General features: G+C 69.5%; 13 protein-coding genes. 5 read left to right on the top strand and 8 right to left on the bottom strand.

The window, feature by feature from the left end; all coding sequences use genetic code 11:
* Positions 1-259 precede the first annotated feature (259 nt).
* The gene (locus FHX60_RS12775) at positions 260-1948 is read left to right on the top strand and encodes an electron transfer flavoprotein-ubiquinone oxidoreductase (RefSeq protein WP_112775414.1); all 1689 of its coding nucleotides are present in this window, start codon (positions 260-262) and stop codon (positions 1946-1948) included.
* A gap of 82 nt (positions 1949-2030) precedes the next feature.
* Here the strand turns inward: FHX60_RS12775 and FHX60_RS12770 are convergent, their stop codons facing one another.
* From FHX60_RS12770 to FHX60_RS12760, 3 genes are all read right to left on the bottom strand, one after another.
* Positions 2031-3077 (bottom strand): lipase secretion chaperone, encoded by a 1047-nt coding sequence (locus FHX60_RS12770; protein ID WP_183283566.1) that lies wholly within the window; start codon positions 3075-3077, stop codon positions 2031-2033.
* Positions 3064-4188, bottom strand: coding sequence for an esterase/lipase family protein (locus FHX60_RS12765; protein WP_183283565.1), 1125 nt, complete (start codon positions 4186-4188; stop codon positions 3064-3066). Before FHX60_RS12765 ends, FHX60_RS12770 begins: the two co-directional genes overlap by 14 nt.
* Positions 4189-4278: 90 nt before the next feature.
* Positions 4279-5166: a flagellar brake protein gene (locus tag FHX60_RS12760; RefSeq protein WP_183283564.1), complete on the bottom strand. Its 888-nt coding sequence runs from the start codon at positions 5164-5166 to the stop codon at positions 4279-4281.
* 244 nt (positions 5167-5410) lie between these two features.
* Between FHX60_RS12760 and FHX60_RS12755 the strand changes: the two genes are divergently transcribed.
* Both FHX60_RS12755 and FHX60_RS12750 read left to right on the top strand, forming a co-directional pair.
* Positions 5411-6127 (top strand): FadR/GntR family transcriptional regulator, encoded by a 717-nt coding sequence (locus FHX60_RS12755; protein ID WP_183283563.1) that lies wholly within the window; start codon positions 5411-5413, stop codon positions 6125-6127.
* 37 nt (positions 6128-6164) lie between these two features.
* Positions 6165-7271 carry an NAD(P)/FAD-dependent oxidoreductase gene (locus FHX60_RS12750; protein ID WP_183283562.1) on the top strand — a complete coding sequence of 369 codons (1107 nt, stop codon included), beginning with the start codon at positions 6165-6167 and terminating at the stop codon, positions 7269-7271.
* Here the strand turns inward: FHX60_RS12750 and FHX60_RS12745 are convergent.
* The 5 genes from FHX60_RS12745 to FHX60_RS12725 all read right to left on the bottom strand — a co-directional run bounded on the left by FHX60_RS12745 (position 7193) and on the right by FHX60_RS12725 (position 12912).
* The gene (locus tag FHX60_RS12745) at positions 7193-8464 is read right to left on the bottom strand and encodes an MFS transporter (protein ID WP_183283561.1); all 1272 of its coding nucleotides are present in this window, start codon (positions 8462-8464) and stop codon (positions 7193-7195) included. The genes FHX60_RS12750 and FHX60_RS12745 overlap by 79 nt on opposite strands.
* A gap of 1 nt (position 8465) precedes the next feature.
* Positions 8466-9575, bottom strand: a complete 1110-nt coding sequence (gene aroC / locus FHX60_RS12740; protein ID WP_026164292.1) for a chorismate synthase — start codon at positions 9573-9575, stop codon at positions 8466-8468.
* 86 nt (positions 9576-9661) lie between these two features.
* Entirely contained in the window at positions 9662-10396 is a 735-nt protein-coding gene (locus FHX60_RS12735; RefSeq protein ID WP_183283560.1) for a glutathione S-transferase C-terminal domain-containing protein, read from the bottom strand.
* 21 nt (positions 10397-10417) lie between these two features.
* On the bottom strand, positions 10418-12316 hold the full coding sequence (locus FHX60_RS12730) for an MFS transporter (protein WP_183283559.1): 1899 nt from the start codon (positions 12314-12316) through the stop codon (positions 10418-10420).
* Positions 12317-12465: 149 nt separating this feature from the next.
* On the bottom strand, positions 12466-12912 hold the full coding sequence (locus FHX60_RS12725) for a CBS domain-containing protein (RefSeq protein ID WP_183283558.1): 447 nt from the start codon (positions 12910-12912) through the stop codon (positions 12466-12468).
* Between the two features lie 246 nt (positions 12913-13158).
* Here FHX60_RS12725 and FHX60_RS12720 point away from each other — a divergent pair, with 246 nt between their 5' ends.
* Both FHX60_RS12720 and FHX60_RS12715 read left to right on the top strand, forming a co-directional pair.
* Entirely contained in the window at positions 13159-14481 is a 1323-nt protein-coding gene (locus tag FHX60_RS12720) for an O-acetylhomoserine aminocarboxypropyltransferase (protein WP_183283557.1), read from the top strand.
* The gene (locus tag FHX60_RS12715; RefSeq protein WP_183283556.1) at positions 14481-15305 is read left to right on the top strand and encodes an alpha/beta fold hydrolase; all 825 of its coding nucleotides are present in this window, start codon (positions 14481-14483) and stop codon (positions 15303-15305) included. The genes FHX60_RS12720 and FHX60_RS12715 overlap by 1 nt, the downstream gene beginning before the upstream one ends.
* Positions 15306-15363: the final 58 nt, after the last annotated feature.

The following is a 15363-nucleotide window of genomic DNA, read 5'->3' as shown; positions in this document are numbered from 1 at the left end:
ATGCCGGAGATTCTAAGAACTTGGCCCGCAAAGGGAAAGAGGGAAAACGCGCGATCCGGCCGCCTTCGGACGCCGTTCCAGCGTTGTTCCGTCGCCGTTCGATCGCCGTCCGATCGCGAATCGGCGCCGATTCACCGCCGGGCCCGCGCGGCTCCCCTGGCGGCCCCCGCGCCTCGCCCGGGCCGGGTTCTCAGCAAAACGATCACCGCATTTCCCACAATTGCCAGCTAGCAGCAAAGAAACAGAGGGTTAGAGACAAATGGATCAGCAACAGCTCCTGGAGCAGTTCGGCCCGCGCGAAGCCATGGAATACGATGTGGTCATCGTCGGCGGCGGCCCCGCCGGCCTGGCCACGGCCATCCGCCTGAAGCAACTCGCGCAGGAGAAAGGCGCCGACGTCAACGTGTGCGTGCTGGAAAAGGGCTCCGAGCCCGGCGCGCACATCCTGTCGGGCGCCATCATGGACCCGCGCGCCCTGAATGAGCTGATCCCGAACTGGAAGGAGCTGGGCGCGCCGCTGAACCAGGCCGTGACCGAGGACAAGTTCCTGTTCCTGAACGAGACCGGCTCCAAAGGCACGCCGCCGGCGCTGCTGCCCGAGTGCTTCCACAACGAAGGCAACTACATCGTCAGCCTGTCGAACTTCGTGCGCTGGCTGGGCCAGCAGGCCGAGGCGCTCGGCGTCGAGATCTTCCCCGGCTTCCCGGCCGCCGAGGTGCTGTACAACGAAGACGGCTCGGTCAAGGGCGTGGCCACCGGCAACATGGGCATCAACAAGGAAGGCGAGCCGACCGACAACTTCCAGCTCGGCATGGAGCTGCATGCCAAGTACACCATCTTCGCCGAAGGCGCGCGCGGCCACCTGGGCAAGCAGCTGATCGACAAGTTCGGCCTGGATGCCGGCAAGGACCCGCAGAGCTACGGCATCGGCCTGAAGGAACTGTGGGAAATCGATCCGGCCAAGCACAAGCCCGGCCTGGTGGTGCACACCGCCGGCTGGCCGCTGGACCCGGCCACCTACGGCGGCTCGTTCCTGTACCACATGGAAGACAACAAGGTCGCGGTCGGCTTCGTGGTCGGCCTGGACTACACCAACCCGTGGCTGTCGCCGTTCGAGGAATTCCAGCGCTTCAAGACCCATCCGGAAATCCGCCAGTACTTCGAAGGCGGCAAGCGCCTGTCGTACGGCGCGCGCGCCATTACCGCCGGCGGCCTGCTGTCGCTGCCCAAGACCGTGTTCCCGGGCGGCGCGCTGGTCGGCTGCGATGCTGGCTACCTGAACGCCTCGCGCATCAAGGGCAGCCACGCCGCGATCAAGACCGGCATGCTCGCCGCCGAGGCCGCCTACGACGCGCTGCAGGCCGGCCGCCAGCACGACGAACTGAGCGCCTACCCGGCCGCGTTCGAGCAGAGCTGGCTGTACAAGGAGCTGCTGCAGGCCAAGAACTTCAAGCAGTGGTTCAAGAAGGGCCGCACCACCGCCACGCTGATGACCGGCATCGAGCAATGGTTGCTGCCCAAGCTGGGCGTGCGCAACCCGCCCTGGACCCTGCATCGCGAGAAGCCGGACCACGTCTACCTGAAGCCGGCCGCCGAATGCCAGAAGATCGAGTATCCGAAGCCGGACGGCAAGCTGACCTTCGACCGCCTCAGCTCGGTCTTCATCAGCAACACCAACCATGAAGAAAACCAGCCGGCGCACCTGACGCTGAAGGACGCCAGCGTGCCGGTCGACATCAACCTGGACAAGTACGCCGGCCCCGAGTCGCGCTACTGCCCGGCGGGCGTGTATGAGTTCGTGCAGGACGAGACCTCGGGCAAGGAACGCCTGCAGATCAACGCGCAGAACTGCGTGCACTGCAAGACCTGCGACATCAAGGACCCGACCCAGAACATTGTGTGGGTGACCCCGGAGGGCGGCGGCGGCCCGAACTACGTCGGCATGTAAGGCGGCCGCGCAAGCGCGCTGGCAAGTGAATACGGCACCGGGTTCCCGGTGCCGTTTTCTTTTCATTCGACCGCGGCACGCGTTAGCGTGCCTGCCGCCGCGCTGCCATCGCCTGGTCGACCACCTCCGCCTGCAGCGCCTCGCTCGGATTGTCGAAAGCCTGCCTGCGCAGCGTGTCCAGCTGCTGCCGCCGATCCTGCTCCGACAACCCCGCGAATGCCTCGATCTGCGCGCGGCGCGCGGCATAGTCGTCATAGCGCTGCTGCCATGACTGCTCGGCCTGCGCCTGCTGCTGGTAGCGCTGCGCCACCTCGGGGCCGTAGGCCTGCGCCAGCGCCGCGCCGATGTCCTGCGCGCCGCGGCCGGCAGCCTGCAGGTCGGCGATGGTCTGGCTGATAGCCCGCGGGCGTGCGCTGGCGTCGCGCGCGGCGCGCAAGGGCTCTGGCAGCGTGGCGTCGAGCTCGGCCAGCCGCTGCCGCCGCTGCGCGTCGTCCAGGCCGGCCTGCGCCGCGGTCTCCAGCCGCGCCAGCATGGCCTCGTCATGGGCGTGCTCGTCGCCGAACCAGGCCTGTGCGACCTCGGGCAGCCAGCGCTGGCGCGCTGCATGGCGCTGCGCCAGCAGCGCGCGCAGCTGCCGCACCTGCAGCGCATCCAGCGTGCCGTCCGCATCCGCCAGCGGCTTGCGCGCGGCCTCGGGCTGGATCTCGGCCAGGCAGGCCACGTAGCGGCGCCACAGCTGCCAGGCCTGCCCGGCCGCGGGCTGCGGCACCTGGCGGCGGATATCGTCATGCACCACCGCGTCGAGCGCATCGATGCCGCCGGCGTCGTGACGCGCACTCAGGAAATAATCGAAATAGGTGCGCAGCGCGCGCGTCAGCCGCAGGTTGCCCGCGGCATCGGCCTCGGGGCCTGCGGGCATCTCCACGCCGGCCAGCGATGGCCAGGCGGCGTCGCCAGCGGCCACCGGATCCGCCGCTGGCGCAAGCGGACCCGCGGCGTTCGCCGCTGCCGCCTGCCGCGGCACGGGCGCCGGATCCGCCGGCATGGTCAGCCAGTACGCCGCTGCGGCCGCGGCGCCGGCCGGCAGCAGGGCCAGCCAGATCCGCGGCGCACGCTCAGAGCTGGTCATTGCGCAGCCGGTTGGCGTGGTTCAGGATGACCGTGCGCGGATCGGCATCCTGGTACAGCCCCGCCATCTGGTTGACCTCGTCGAGATGGTTCCAGTAATAACCGGTGGCCAGCACCCGCCCCCACTTGCTGCTGCACACCGAGACCAGCCCGTCATTGGCGCCGGCGCCCTTCAGCGCCATCAGCCCTGCCGAGGTCGACATCATCACCGTGGACGGATCCAGCAGGTTGGAGCGCAGCAGGCTGAGCGGACCGCCCTGCCCGGTCCACGAATACGCGGCCTGGGCATGGGTGACGAGATTGCCCGCGGCGTCGCGCGCCTGGCGCTGCTCGGCCACTGCGCCGGCGCTGTCGCAGTCCGCGCCCAGCGCCGACCTGGTCCCTGGCACCAGCGTGGCGTCGAGCCGCGCATTCTGCTCGGCGGCGCCGCGCGTGGTCAGGCTCTTGAGCGACGCCAGCGCATCCTGGTCCAGCGCCTGCCCGTTGCCGATGCCGTTGAACCAGCCGACCGTATCGAACACGCCCTGGATCAGGCTGACCAGCACCGGGCCGGCGATCGGGATGGTGCCGATGCCGTTGATCAGGTCGAGCACGGTGTCGGCCACTTCGCTGCCGCGGTGCGGGCTGCCGATGGTGGTGACCGAAGCCACGTCCTGCGGCGACATCGCCGCCAGCACGCGCGAGGTGGGCCCGCCCTGGCTGTGGCCGATCAGGTTGACCTTGTCGGCGCCGCTTTCCAGCTTGACCGCGCGCACATAAGCCTGCAGCGCCAGCGCGCGCTCGGCGTCGCTGTTGAACGACGGCACCGTGGCGACATAGACCTGCGCGCCATGGGCCCGCAGCACTTCGGGGATGCCATACCAGTAGTCGAGCACGCCAGCCATCTTCGCCGCACCGGTCAGCCCGTGGACCAGCACGATCGGGTAGCGCGTCTTTGCGTAGTCGCCACTGGCGGTGGTGACGGCGGCGACGGCCGGCGCCGGTTGCGCCAGCATGGCCGCGGCGGCCAGTGCCGCGGCGGTGCCTGCCAGCCTGCGCAGGGAATTACGGGGCTGCTGCGCGCGTGGTACGGGCGTGTGTTGCCCGCACGCGTGGGGTTCGCCGTGCTCCATCTGGTCTCCTCGGTGGTGGGTCTTTTTATGCTGGAAGCAGTAAAGACGGCCCCGCCCCGGGGAGACAATCAAAACATTAGCGGATTTCCTCTAAACGGCCGCTACAGCCGCCGATTGCACGGGCATGCGGGTGCTGGAAAGCAGCTGCTCGTAGATGTAGCACTGCAGCAGCGTCAGTTCGCGCTCGGCCAGGACATCGAAGGCCACGCCGAACGCGGGGAAGTCGGCATCGTCGCCGGCGGCCCCGGCTGGCGCCATGCGGACCCAGCCGTCGATCACCACCTCGCTGTCCAGCGACGCGGTACGCAGCTTGAAGCGCAGCCGCACGCGGCTGCCCGGCGCGGGGGCCGGAGAGGTGGTCTGCACCAGCGCGCCGCCGGTGCTGAGGTCGGACAGCAGCGACAGGCGCGCGGCGCTGCCCGCGCTGCCGTCATCATCGCCGGGTTCGGTCAGGTAGGCGGCCAGGCGGGTGGGCACGCGCGCCGCCTTGCGCACCGGCGTCGCGTGCCGCTGCACCGGCGCCGACAGCACCAGGTAGCGGAACGGGCTGCGGCACACGGCGGTAATGGTCGAGGTGAAGCTGTGGATGGCGTGTCCCGAGAAGCCGCGCAGCACCACGCCATCGCCGGCCTGCAGCGGCAGGTCGCGCCCGCCCAGTTGCGGCCAGGTGACAAAGAGGCCCTGCTCGATAAAGCCGATCAGGCGGCTGGCGGCCGGGCGCGCGGACTCGCCGTCGAGCTTGACATGCAGCAGCGTGCCGACCTGCAGGCCGAGCGGCCCGGTGGCCGGGCGCAAGTCCTCGGCAGCCTCGTCGCCGGCGTCGTCGCGGCACACCGTGCCGTGGCGGAACACCAGCGCCAGGTCGCGCGCATCGGGAATGATGTTGCCGCTGCCGAGCACCAGGTTGCCCTCGCCATCGAGCAATGACCAGGGCAGCGGGTGGCCGACGGGAAGATCGTTAGGGGTGAGCTGGATCATGGCTGTTTGCAGTTGGCCCCGGCGTGGGCGTGCTGGGACGCGACGAGCCCTGGGCGGAACTGACGCACGGACTTCCGCCGCCTGTATTGGGCTTCTATCGGCGTCCGTGCGGGGAAATTTAGTGCCGGGCAATGAATACCGAGGCCGCATGTGTAGCATCGGCTACCTGCGGCAAGCTTGACGCGCCGCAAAGTTGAGGCCAGAATCCTGAAAAGCTGTCAGACAGCCTGACACATCGACCGCCATGACCACTCTCCTGCCCCGGCCGGCTTCGCTTGCCACACGCATCGCGCAGACCCTGCATGACGACATCCTTGCCGGCCGCTACGGCGCGGGCGCGCGCCTGCCGGCCGAGTCCGCGCTGGCCGACGCCTTCGGCGTCAGCCGCCCGATCGTGCGCGAGGCCATTGCCCAGCTGAAGGCCGACGGCGTGCTGGTGACGCGCAAGGGCTCCGGCGCCTTTGTGTCGGAGACCCCGGGCGGCCAGGCCTGGCGCGTGGCCAGCGCCCCCGATGGCGGCCCTACGCTGGCGCAGCTGTTCGAGCTGCGCCGCGTGGTGGAGACCGCCTGCGCCGAAATGGCGGCGCGGCGGCGCACCGAGGCCGACATCGAGGCCATCCGCGCCGCGCTGGCGGCGATGCAGGCGCAGGCCGACGGGCACGGCGACATGGCCAGCGCCGCCGCGGCCGACATGGCGTTCCACCATGCCATTGCCGAAGCCGCGCACAACCCCTGCTTTACCGGGCTGACGGATTTCGTCAGCCAGCAGATGCTGGCCGCGCGCCAGCGCGCGTGGGAGAACACCGCGCGGCTGAGCCGCGCCACCGGCGCGCCGCGCGCCGCCGACCAGGAGCACGCGGCCCTGGCCGAAGCCATTGCCGCCGGCAACGTCACGGCCGCGCGCAACGCCGCGCAGCAGCACCTGGCAGCCGCCGCCGCGCGCCTGGGCCTGCCCGCCTGAACCCGGATATATCGAGACCCTGAAGCAAGGAACAACCATGGAAACAGTGGATTGCGTCGTGATCGGCGCCGGCGTGGTGGGACTGGCGGTCGCGCGCGCGCTGGCGCTGCAAGGCCGCGAAGTGATCATCCTGGAAGCCGAGAACGCCTTCGGCACCATCACCAGCGCGCGCAACAGCGAGGTCATCCATGCCGGCATCTACTATCCGGCCGGCTCGCTCAAGGCACAGCTGTGCGTGCGCGGCAAGGCCATGCTGTACGACTACTGCGCGAGCCGGCACGTGGCGCACCAGCGCTGCGGCAAGCTGATCGTCGCCACCAGCGCGGCGCAGGTGGCGACGCTCGAAGGCATCCGCGCCAAGGCCGCCGCCAATGGCGTGGACGACCTGCGCCTGCTCGACCGCGCCGAAGCGCAGGCGCTGGAGCCGCAGCTGCAGTGCCACGCGGCGCTGCTATCGCCGTCGACCGGCATCGTCGACAGCCATGGCCTGATGACGGCGCTGCTGGGCGATGCGGAAAACGTCGGCGCGATGCTGGCGGTGCAGTCGCCGGTGCTGGGCGGCGCGGTCACGGCGGACGGCATCCGGCTGGAGATCGGCGCGGAAGACGGCAGCGCCACCACGCTGCTGGCGCGCACGGTGGTCAATTCGGCCGGGCTCACGGCACCCGAACTGGCGCGCCGCATCGACGGCATGCCCGAAGCCCACATCCCGCCGCAGTACTACGCCAAGGGCTGCTATTTCACGCTGGCCGGCCGCGCGCCGTTCTCACGGCTGATCTATCCCGTGCCCGAGGCCGCCGGCCTTGGCGTGCACCTGACCATCGACCTGGGCGGCCAGGCGCGCTTCGGCCCCAATGTGCGCTGGATCGACGAGATCGAATACGGCGTGGATGCGGCGGACGCCGACGCCTTCTATGACGAGGTGCGCCGCTATTGGCCGGGACTGGCCGACGGCGCGCTGCAGCCCGGCTACGCCGGCATCCGCCCCAAGATCAGCGGCCCGCATGAAGCCGCGGCCGACTTCCGCATCGACGGCCCCGCCGTGCACGGCGTGCCGGGGCTGGTTCACCTGTTCGGCATCGAATCGCCGGGGCTGACCTCGTCGCTGGCGATCGCCGAGCGGGTCTGCGCGGCGCTGGACTGAAGCGCGCCGTCGCCTTCCGCGCGAAAGCTCATCACCGCGCAGAACGCCCCCGCCGCCGCGGCCGCGGCGGCGAGCCCGAAGGTGTGCGCCGGCGCCAGCGCATTCCAGGTCCAGCCCATCGCCAGCCCGCCCAGCGTGCCGCCGACACCGTAGGAGATGCCGGTGTACAGCGCCTGCCCGCGCCCCTGCAGCGGCCCGGCAAACCAGGCCTGCAGGCGCTTCAGGCTGGCGCTGTGGTGCGCGGCGAAGGTCGCCGCGTGCAGCACCTGCACCAGCGCCATCAGCCATGCCAACTGCGCGAAGTAGCCGGTCAGCCCGAAGCGCAGTGCCGCCAGCACGAAGGTGCCCGCCAGGATGGTGCGCAGCGCCAGGCGCGCGAACAGCAGCCCCTGGTAGTAGAAGAAGACGATCTCGGCGACCACGCCGATGGTCCACATCATGCCGATGGCGAACTTGCTGTAGCCCAGCGTCTCCAGCCACAGCGAATAGAACACGTAGAGCGCGGCGTGCGCGAACATCATCAGGAAGGCCGAGGCCAGGAACCAGGCCACGTCCGGGCGGCGCAGCAGCGGCAAGGCGCGCGGCGGCGCCGTGCGCGGGCCCTCGTCGGCGGCGTCGCGCATGGTCAGCACCACCCCGGCCAGGATCGCGAGCACGGCGCTTGCCACCCACGGGAACGCGCGCATGCCGACCGCCTCGAACAACGCCCCGCCGGCCAGCACCGCGCCGATAAAGCCGAGCGAGCCGAACATGCGGATGCGGCCGTAGCTGTGGTCGAAGGCGCCGTGACGGCGCAGCGTGGAAATGGTCAGGGCATCGCCCAGCGGCGACATCGCGCTGGTCAAGAGGCTCAGCGTCAGCATCATCGCCATCATGCCGCCGTAGCTGCCGACGCCGGGCAGCATCAGGAACGCCAGCAGCGACGTGAACGCGCTCACGCGCAGGATGCGCACGCGCGTGTGCATCACGTCGGACAGCCAGCCCCACAGGTAGGGCCCGACGATGCGGCTGACCTGGAAGCTGGCCATCAGCACGCCGATCTGCACCGGGTCGAAACCGCGATCGGCGAAGTACAGGCTGACGTAGGGCGAGATCAGGCCGACGTAGCCGTAATAGCCCAGGTAAAAGAGCCCGAAGCGGGCATGGTCGGGGCCGCCGGCCCCGCTTTCGCCGCCCGCGCGCTGCGGCGTCAAGTCAGCGGGTCTGGCCGGCCTGCGCGGGGATGCGCGGCGTTTCGACGCGGACGTCGCCGCACTGGGCGCGGTGGCGCAGCGCGTGGTCGATCAGCACCAGCGCCAGCATGGCCTCGGCGATCGGCGTGGCGCGGATGCCCACGCACGGATCGTGGCGGCCGAAGGTCTCGACGGTGGCGGCGTTGCCGGCCTTGTCGATCGATTCGCGCGGGGTGCGGATCGACGAGGTCGGCTTGATCGCCAGCGACACGGTGACGTCCTGCCCGGTGGAGATGCCACCCAGCACGCCGCCGGCGTTGTTGGTGCGGAAGCCCGCGGCGGTCAGCTCGTCGCCATGGACACTGCCGCGCTGCGCGACGCTGTCGAAGCCGGCGCCGATCTCGACGCCCTTGACCGCGTTGATGCCCATCATCGCGTGCGCGATATCGGCATCGAGCTTGTCGAACAGCGGCTCCCCCAGGCCCACGGGCACGTTGCTGGCCACCACCTCGATACGCGCGCCGACCGAGTCGCCGTCGCGGCGCAGCGCGTCCATATAGGTTTCGAGCTCGGGGATGATGTCGGCATTGGCGGCGAAGAACGGGTTCTCCGGCACGTGCGACCAGTCGGTGAACGGCACCGCGATCTCGCCCAGCTGCGACATATAGCCCCGGATCTCGGTGCCGTACTGCTCGCGCAGCCACTTCTTGGCCACCGCGCCCGCCGCCACCACCGGCGCGGTCAGGCGCGCCGACGAGCGGCCGCCGCCGCGATGGTCGCGGATGCCGTACTTCTGCCAGTAGGTGTAGTCGGCATGGCCCGGACGGAAGGTCTCGACGATATTGCCGTAGTCCTTGCTGCGCTGGTCGGTGTTGCGGATCAGCAGGCAGATCGGGGTGCCGGTGGTCTTGCCCTCGAACACGCCGGACAGGATCTCGACCTGGTCGGGTTCCTTGCGCTGGGTGACGTGGCGCGAGGTGCCGGGCTTGCGGCGGTCCAGGTCGCCCTGGATATCGGCCTCGGTCAGCGCCAGGCCCGGCGGGCAGCCGTCCACCACCGCGCCGATGGCGGGCCCGTGCGATTCGCCGAAGGTGGTGACAGTGAAAAGCAGGCCAAGGGTGTTGCCGGACATGATGGAAACCGCACAGGAATTGGGGACGGCCTCCATTGTAAGGCCAATGGCCGGGCTCGGGCGGCCATTGGCCGCGCCGGCGGGGCTCAGGCGGCGACGCCCTGCGCCACCGGCGCGGCGGCCAGCTCCGGGTAGAACTCGGCGCGCATCCGGTCCATATAGGCCACGAGGTTGGCATGACCCTCGGCCGCGGTGCGGATCGGGGTGTCGAATACGGGGCACAGCAGGCTGCCGGCAAAGGCAAACAGCGTGGCATCGGCCCCGCACGGCTGGTCGCCCATCAGGTAGGGCTTGTCGCCGAGGATGTCGGCAATCGAGGTCACGCCCTTGCTGGCCAGCGCCACCAGTTCTTCCTCGCTATGCCGGCCCAGGCCCTGCCCCCACAGCGTCTTGCGCACCTTGTAGCGCACCAGCCGCTCGGCCAGCCCGCGCACCGGCGCCGGCACGCTGCGGAAGAACTGCGCCGGCCCCTTGTCGAAATTGGCCTGGTCGAGCCAGCGCACCCGCGCCACCGCCCAGTAGAGGTGGTCCTCCATCAGCTTCTCGGCGGCCCAGGCGATGCCGCGCTCGGCCGCGCTCAGGCCCGCGTCGAAATCGATGTGGTAGGTCTTCTCGATATGCCAGCGGATCATGGTGGAATCAGCCACGATCCGGCCCATGTCGTCCAGGTACGGCAGCTTGCCCTTGGGCGCGCGCCGCAGGCTGCCGTCGCGCGCCGTGTACGGCAGGCCGGCCAGCTTCAGCAGCATCTCGGCCTTGGTGACGAAGGGGCTGGCATCGGGCAGCCCGAAGGCGGGGCCGAAGGTGTAGAGGGTAATCATCGGGGATCGCCTTTGCGTCAGCTAGCGCCACTCGCCGCGCAGCGTCTGCACCATCTGCTGCAGGCCTTCCGGCGTGGCCGACTCGGGCGGCACCGGCTCGCCCACCACCAGCTCCAGCCGGTTCAGGATGCCGCGCCGGAACGGCCGCGACATCGCCGGCGCGCCCTTGCGCGAGAAGAAGCTGCCCCACAGCCCGCGCAGCGCCATCGGCACCACCGGCACCGGGGTGCGGCGGATGATCTGCTGCACGCCCTGCCTGAACGGATTGATGTCGCCGGTGGCGGTGATCTTGCCTTCAGGGAAGATGCAGACCAGGTCGCCATCGTCCAGCGCCTGGGCTACGCTGTCGTAGGCGCGCCTGAGCATCTCGGGGTCCTGGTGCGCCGGCGCGATCGGGATCGCGCGCGCCTGGCGGAAGAACCACGACAGCAGCGGCACCTTGAAGATGTTGTGGTCCATCAAGAAGCGCACCGGGCGCGGGCTGCACGCCATCAGCACCACCGCGTCGGCGAAGCTGACGTGGTTGCATACCAGCACCGCCGGACCTTCGGCGGGGATGCGCTCGGCGTTGATGCGGCGCAGGCGATAGAGGGTATGGACCAGGATCCAGGCGATAAAACGCAGCAGGAATTCCGGCACCAGCGAGTAGATATAGACCGCCACCACCGCGTTGAGCAGCCCCACCACCAGGAACAGCTGCGGGATGGTGTAGCCCGCCTGGGTCAGCGCCACGCCCAGCAGCGAGGCCGCGATCATGAAGAAACTGTTCAGGATGTTGTTGGCGGCGATGATGCGGGCGCGGTGCGTGGGCGCGCTGCGGCTCTGGATCAGCGCGTACAGCGGCACGCTGTAGAAGCCGCCGAACATCGCCAGCAAGAACAGGTCGGCCAGCACGCGCCAGTGGTGCGGCGCGGCCAGGAAGGCGCCGATGCCGCTCAACGCGGCCGGCGCCTGCCCCTGGCTGGCAAAGTACAGGTCGACCGCGAACACCGTCATGCCGATCGAGCCGAACGGCACCAGGCCGATCTCGACATGGCGCCCCGACAGGCGCTCGCACAGCAGCGAACCGGTGCCGATGCCCAGCGAGAACACCGCCAGCAGCAGCGTCACCACATTCTGGTCGCCGCCCAGCACATCCTTGGCATAGCTGAAGAACGAGGTCAGGAAGGTCGCGCCGAGGAACCACAGCCACGAAATGCCGAGCAGGCTCAGGAACACGGTGCGATTGCCGCGCGCCAGCGCCAGGTTGCGCCAGGTCTCGGAAAACGGGTTCCAGTTGATGCGCAGGTCCGGCTGCGGCGCCGGCGACGCCGGGATCCGGCCCGCCACCAGCCGCCCGGCCACGGCGATGATCACGCAGGCCGCGCCCACGTACAGCGGCCCGACCATGGCGCCGCCCTGCTGCAGCCCGGCCAGCTCGCCCCCGATCAGCGTGCCGATCAGGATCGCGACGAAGGTGCCCATCTCGACCAGCCCGTTGCCGCCGACCAGTTCGCTTTGGTCCAGGTGCTGCGGCAGGTAGGCGAATTTGACCGGCCCGAACAGCGTGGAATGCAGCCCCATCAGGAAGGTGCCGGCGTACAGCAGCGGCGCGCTGTGCCAGGCAAAGCCGGCCAGCCCCAGCACCATGATGGCGATCTCCAGCGACTTGACCAGCCGGATCAGGCGCGACTTCTCCAGCTTGTCGGCGATCTGCCCGCTGGTGGCCGAGAACAGCACGAACGGCGCGATAAAGATGGCCGAGATCAGGAACGCCGCGCTGCGCGCGTCGACGCCCTCGAACAGCGCCGTGTGGTAGGTCACCAGCGAGGTGAAGGCGACCTTGAACACGTTGTCGTTCATCGCCCCCAGGAACTGGGTCCAGAAGAACGGCGCGAAACGGCGCAGGCCGAGCAGTCGAAACTGGCTGTGTTGGCTCATGAGGGGGCCGGTCGGTCGGGGACCGCCACGGAAATGGGAACGCCGGCTAGTGTGCCGCAGCCGCGGCCTTGCCGCCACCTTGCCGCGACCAGGTGGCGCCGATCTAGGGTATTTCCGCAGAGGGCTTCAGCCGGCGCGGCCCGGCGCCATCACTCGGCGCGCTCTTCCGGCCAGTCGCGGATATAGGCCTTGAGCATCTTGTTCTCGAAGCTCTGGTCCTCGACCACGGCCTTGGCCACGTCGTAGAACGAAATCACGCCCATCAGGGTGCGGTTGTCGAGCACCGGCAGGTAGCGGGTGTGACGCTCCAGCATCATCCGGCGGACCTCGTTGACGTCGGTTTCCATGGTGCAGGTCAGCGGCGCATCGTCCATCACCTTGCGGATGCTGCTGGTACCGACGTTGCCGTGGTTGCACGCCAGGGTCTCGATGATCTCGCGGAAGGTCAGCATGCCCACCAGGTCGCCGTACTCCATTACCACCAGCGAGCCGATATCGTGCTCGGCCATGGTGTGCACCGCGACCAGCAAGGAGGTGTCAGGCGTCACGGTATAGAGCGTATTGCCCTTGATCTGGAGGATGTCGCTGACTTTCATGATGGTCTCCGCTGCCTGCGCTCTGTCCGAGCTGAAACTGAGGGCATCGCCGCGGCCGCTGGCGGGGGGCGATGCCGGTCACATTGTTTTCTGTTTAGGGGTGTGCGGGCGCCTTGCCCGTTGGCCGATGCTAGCCCAAACCCGCCGCCAAAGTAAAGCGGGAGGCCGGTTTGCGGGCCGCCACCGAGCGTGGGCGGGCACACGATGCTACGATGCTGGCCGGAGACAACTCAAGGCCGACCGACCATGTCCGGAACCCGCTTCGACACGCTGGCGCTGCACGCCGGCGCCGCGCCCGACCCCGCCACCGGGGCCCGCGCCACCCCCATCCACCTGACCACGTCCTTCGTGTTCCGCGACAGCGAGCACGCCGCGTCGCTGTTCAACATGGAGCGCGCCGGGCACGTCTACTCGCGCATTTCCAATCCCACCGTGGCCGTGCTCGAGGAGCGCATCGCCGCGCTCGAGAACGGCGCCGGCGCCATCGCCACGGCCTCGGGCCAGGCCGCGCTGCACCTGGCGGTGGCCACGCTGATGGGTGCGGGCTCGCATATCGTGGCGTCGTCGGCGCTGTACGGCGGCTCGCACAACCTGCTGCACTACACGCTGCGCCGCTTCGGCATCGAGACCACCTTCGTCAAGGCGCGCGACATCGACGCCTGGCGCGCGGCCATCCGGCCCGATACCCGGCTGCTGTTCGGCGAGACGCTGGGCAACCCCGGGCTGGACGTGCTCGACATCCCGACCCTGGCGCAACTGGGCCAGGACCACGGCATCCCGCTGCTGGTGGACTCCACCTTCACCACGCCCTACCTGCTGCGGCCGTTCGACCATGGCGCCGGCTTGCTCTGCCACTCGGCCACCAAGTTCCTGGGCGGCCACGGCACCACCATCGGCGGCGTGCTGGTCGAAGGCGGCACCTTCGACTTCGAGGCCTCGGGGCGCTTCCCGGAGCTGTCCGAGCCGTACGAGGGCTTTCATAACATGGTGTTCACCGAGGAAAGCACGGTGGCGCCGTTCCTGCTGCGCGCGCGCCGCGAAGGGCTGCGCGATTTCGGCGCGTGCATGAACCCGATGGCGGCGTGGCAGCTGCTGCAGGGCGTGGAGACGCTGCCGCTGCGCATGAGCCGCCATGTCGACAACACCCGCAAGGTGGTGCAGTTCCTGGTGTCGCATCCGATGGTGGAGTCGGTGTCGTACCCGGAACTGGAATCGCACCCCGACTATGAACTGGCCAAGCGCCTGCTGCCGCGCGGCTGCGGCGCGGTGTTCAGCTTCAACCTGAAGGGCAACCGGGTCGCCGGCCAGCGCTTTATCGAAAGCCTGTCGCTGTTCTCGCACCTGGCCAACGTGGGCGATGCGCGCTCGCTGGTGATCCACCCGGCCTCGACCACGCACTTCCGCATGGACGCGGCCGCGCTGCAGTCGGCGGGCATTACCGAAGGCACGATCCGGCTGTCGGTCGGCCTGGAGGATGCCGACGACCTGATCGACGATCTCAAGCGCGGGCTGAAGGCGGCCGAGAAGGCCATGGGCGCGGGCGCCGCCAAACAGGGAGGGCAAGCCTGATGGAACTGAACCTTGCCGGCCAGCCGGCCTACGCCTATACCGGCGGCAAACCCTTCGATCCCGCCCTGCCCTGCGCCGTCTTCGTCCACGGCGCGCAGAACGACCACAGCGTGTGGGCGCTGCAGACGCGCTGGTTCGCCAACCATGGCTTCTCGGTGCTGGCGGTGGACCTGCCCGGCCACAACCGCAGCAAGGGCGCGCCGCTGGCCACGGTCGAAGCCATGGCCGACTGGGTCATGGCGCTGGTGGCCGCCGCCGGCGTCACCGCGCCGGCCCTGGTGTTCGGCCACAGCATGGGCTCGCTGATCGCGCTGGAATGCGCGGCGCGGCATCCGCAGGCGGTGCGCGGCATCGGCCTGCTGGCCACGGCCTATCCGATGAAGGTCTCGGACGCGCTGCTGGACGCCTCGCTCAACCGCGAGGGCGAAGCCATCGCCATGGTCAACGCCTGGTCGCATTCCAGCCTCGCCAACAAGCCGTCGTCGCCGGGCCCCGGCGCGTGGATGCATGGCGGCAGCCAGCGGCTGATGGAACGGGTGTCGCGCAACAACCCGCAGGCGCATGTGTTCCACAATGACTTCACGGCCTGCAACGCCTATGCGCATGGCGAGGAAGCCGCCGTGGCGGCGGCCTGCCCGGCGCTGTTCATCACCGGCAGCAAGGACATGATGACCTCGCCCAAGGCGGCCCAGGCATTGGCGGGCAAGATGCGCAGCGCCAGCGTGGTGACGGTGCCGTGCGGCCATGCGCTGATGGGCGAGCGCCCGGACGAAGTGCTGGATGCGCTGGCGGCGTTTGCGCGCAAGGTGGTGGCAGCGGGCTGACTCTGATCCCGGACGGCTGGCCACGCCGGCGGCCGTTCGCATTACATCCCGGCGCCGA

It is taken from the genome of Cupriavidus alkaliphilus, assembly GCF_014191175.1.
GTDB lineage: Bacteria > Pseudomonadota > Gammaproteobacteria > Burkholderiales > Burkholderiaceae > Cupriavidus > Cupriavidus alkaliphilus.
The sequence above is the reverse complement of the archived record's forward strand: the minus strand, read 5'-3'. Positions and strand labels throughout refer to the sequence as shown.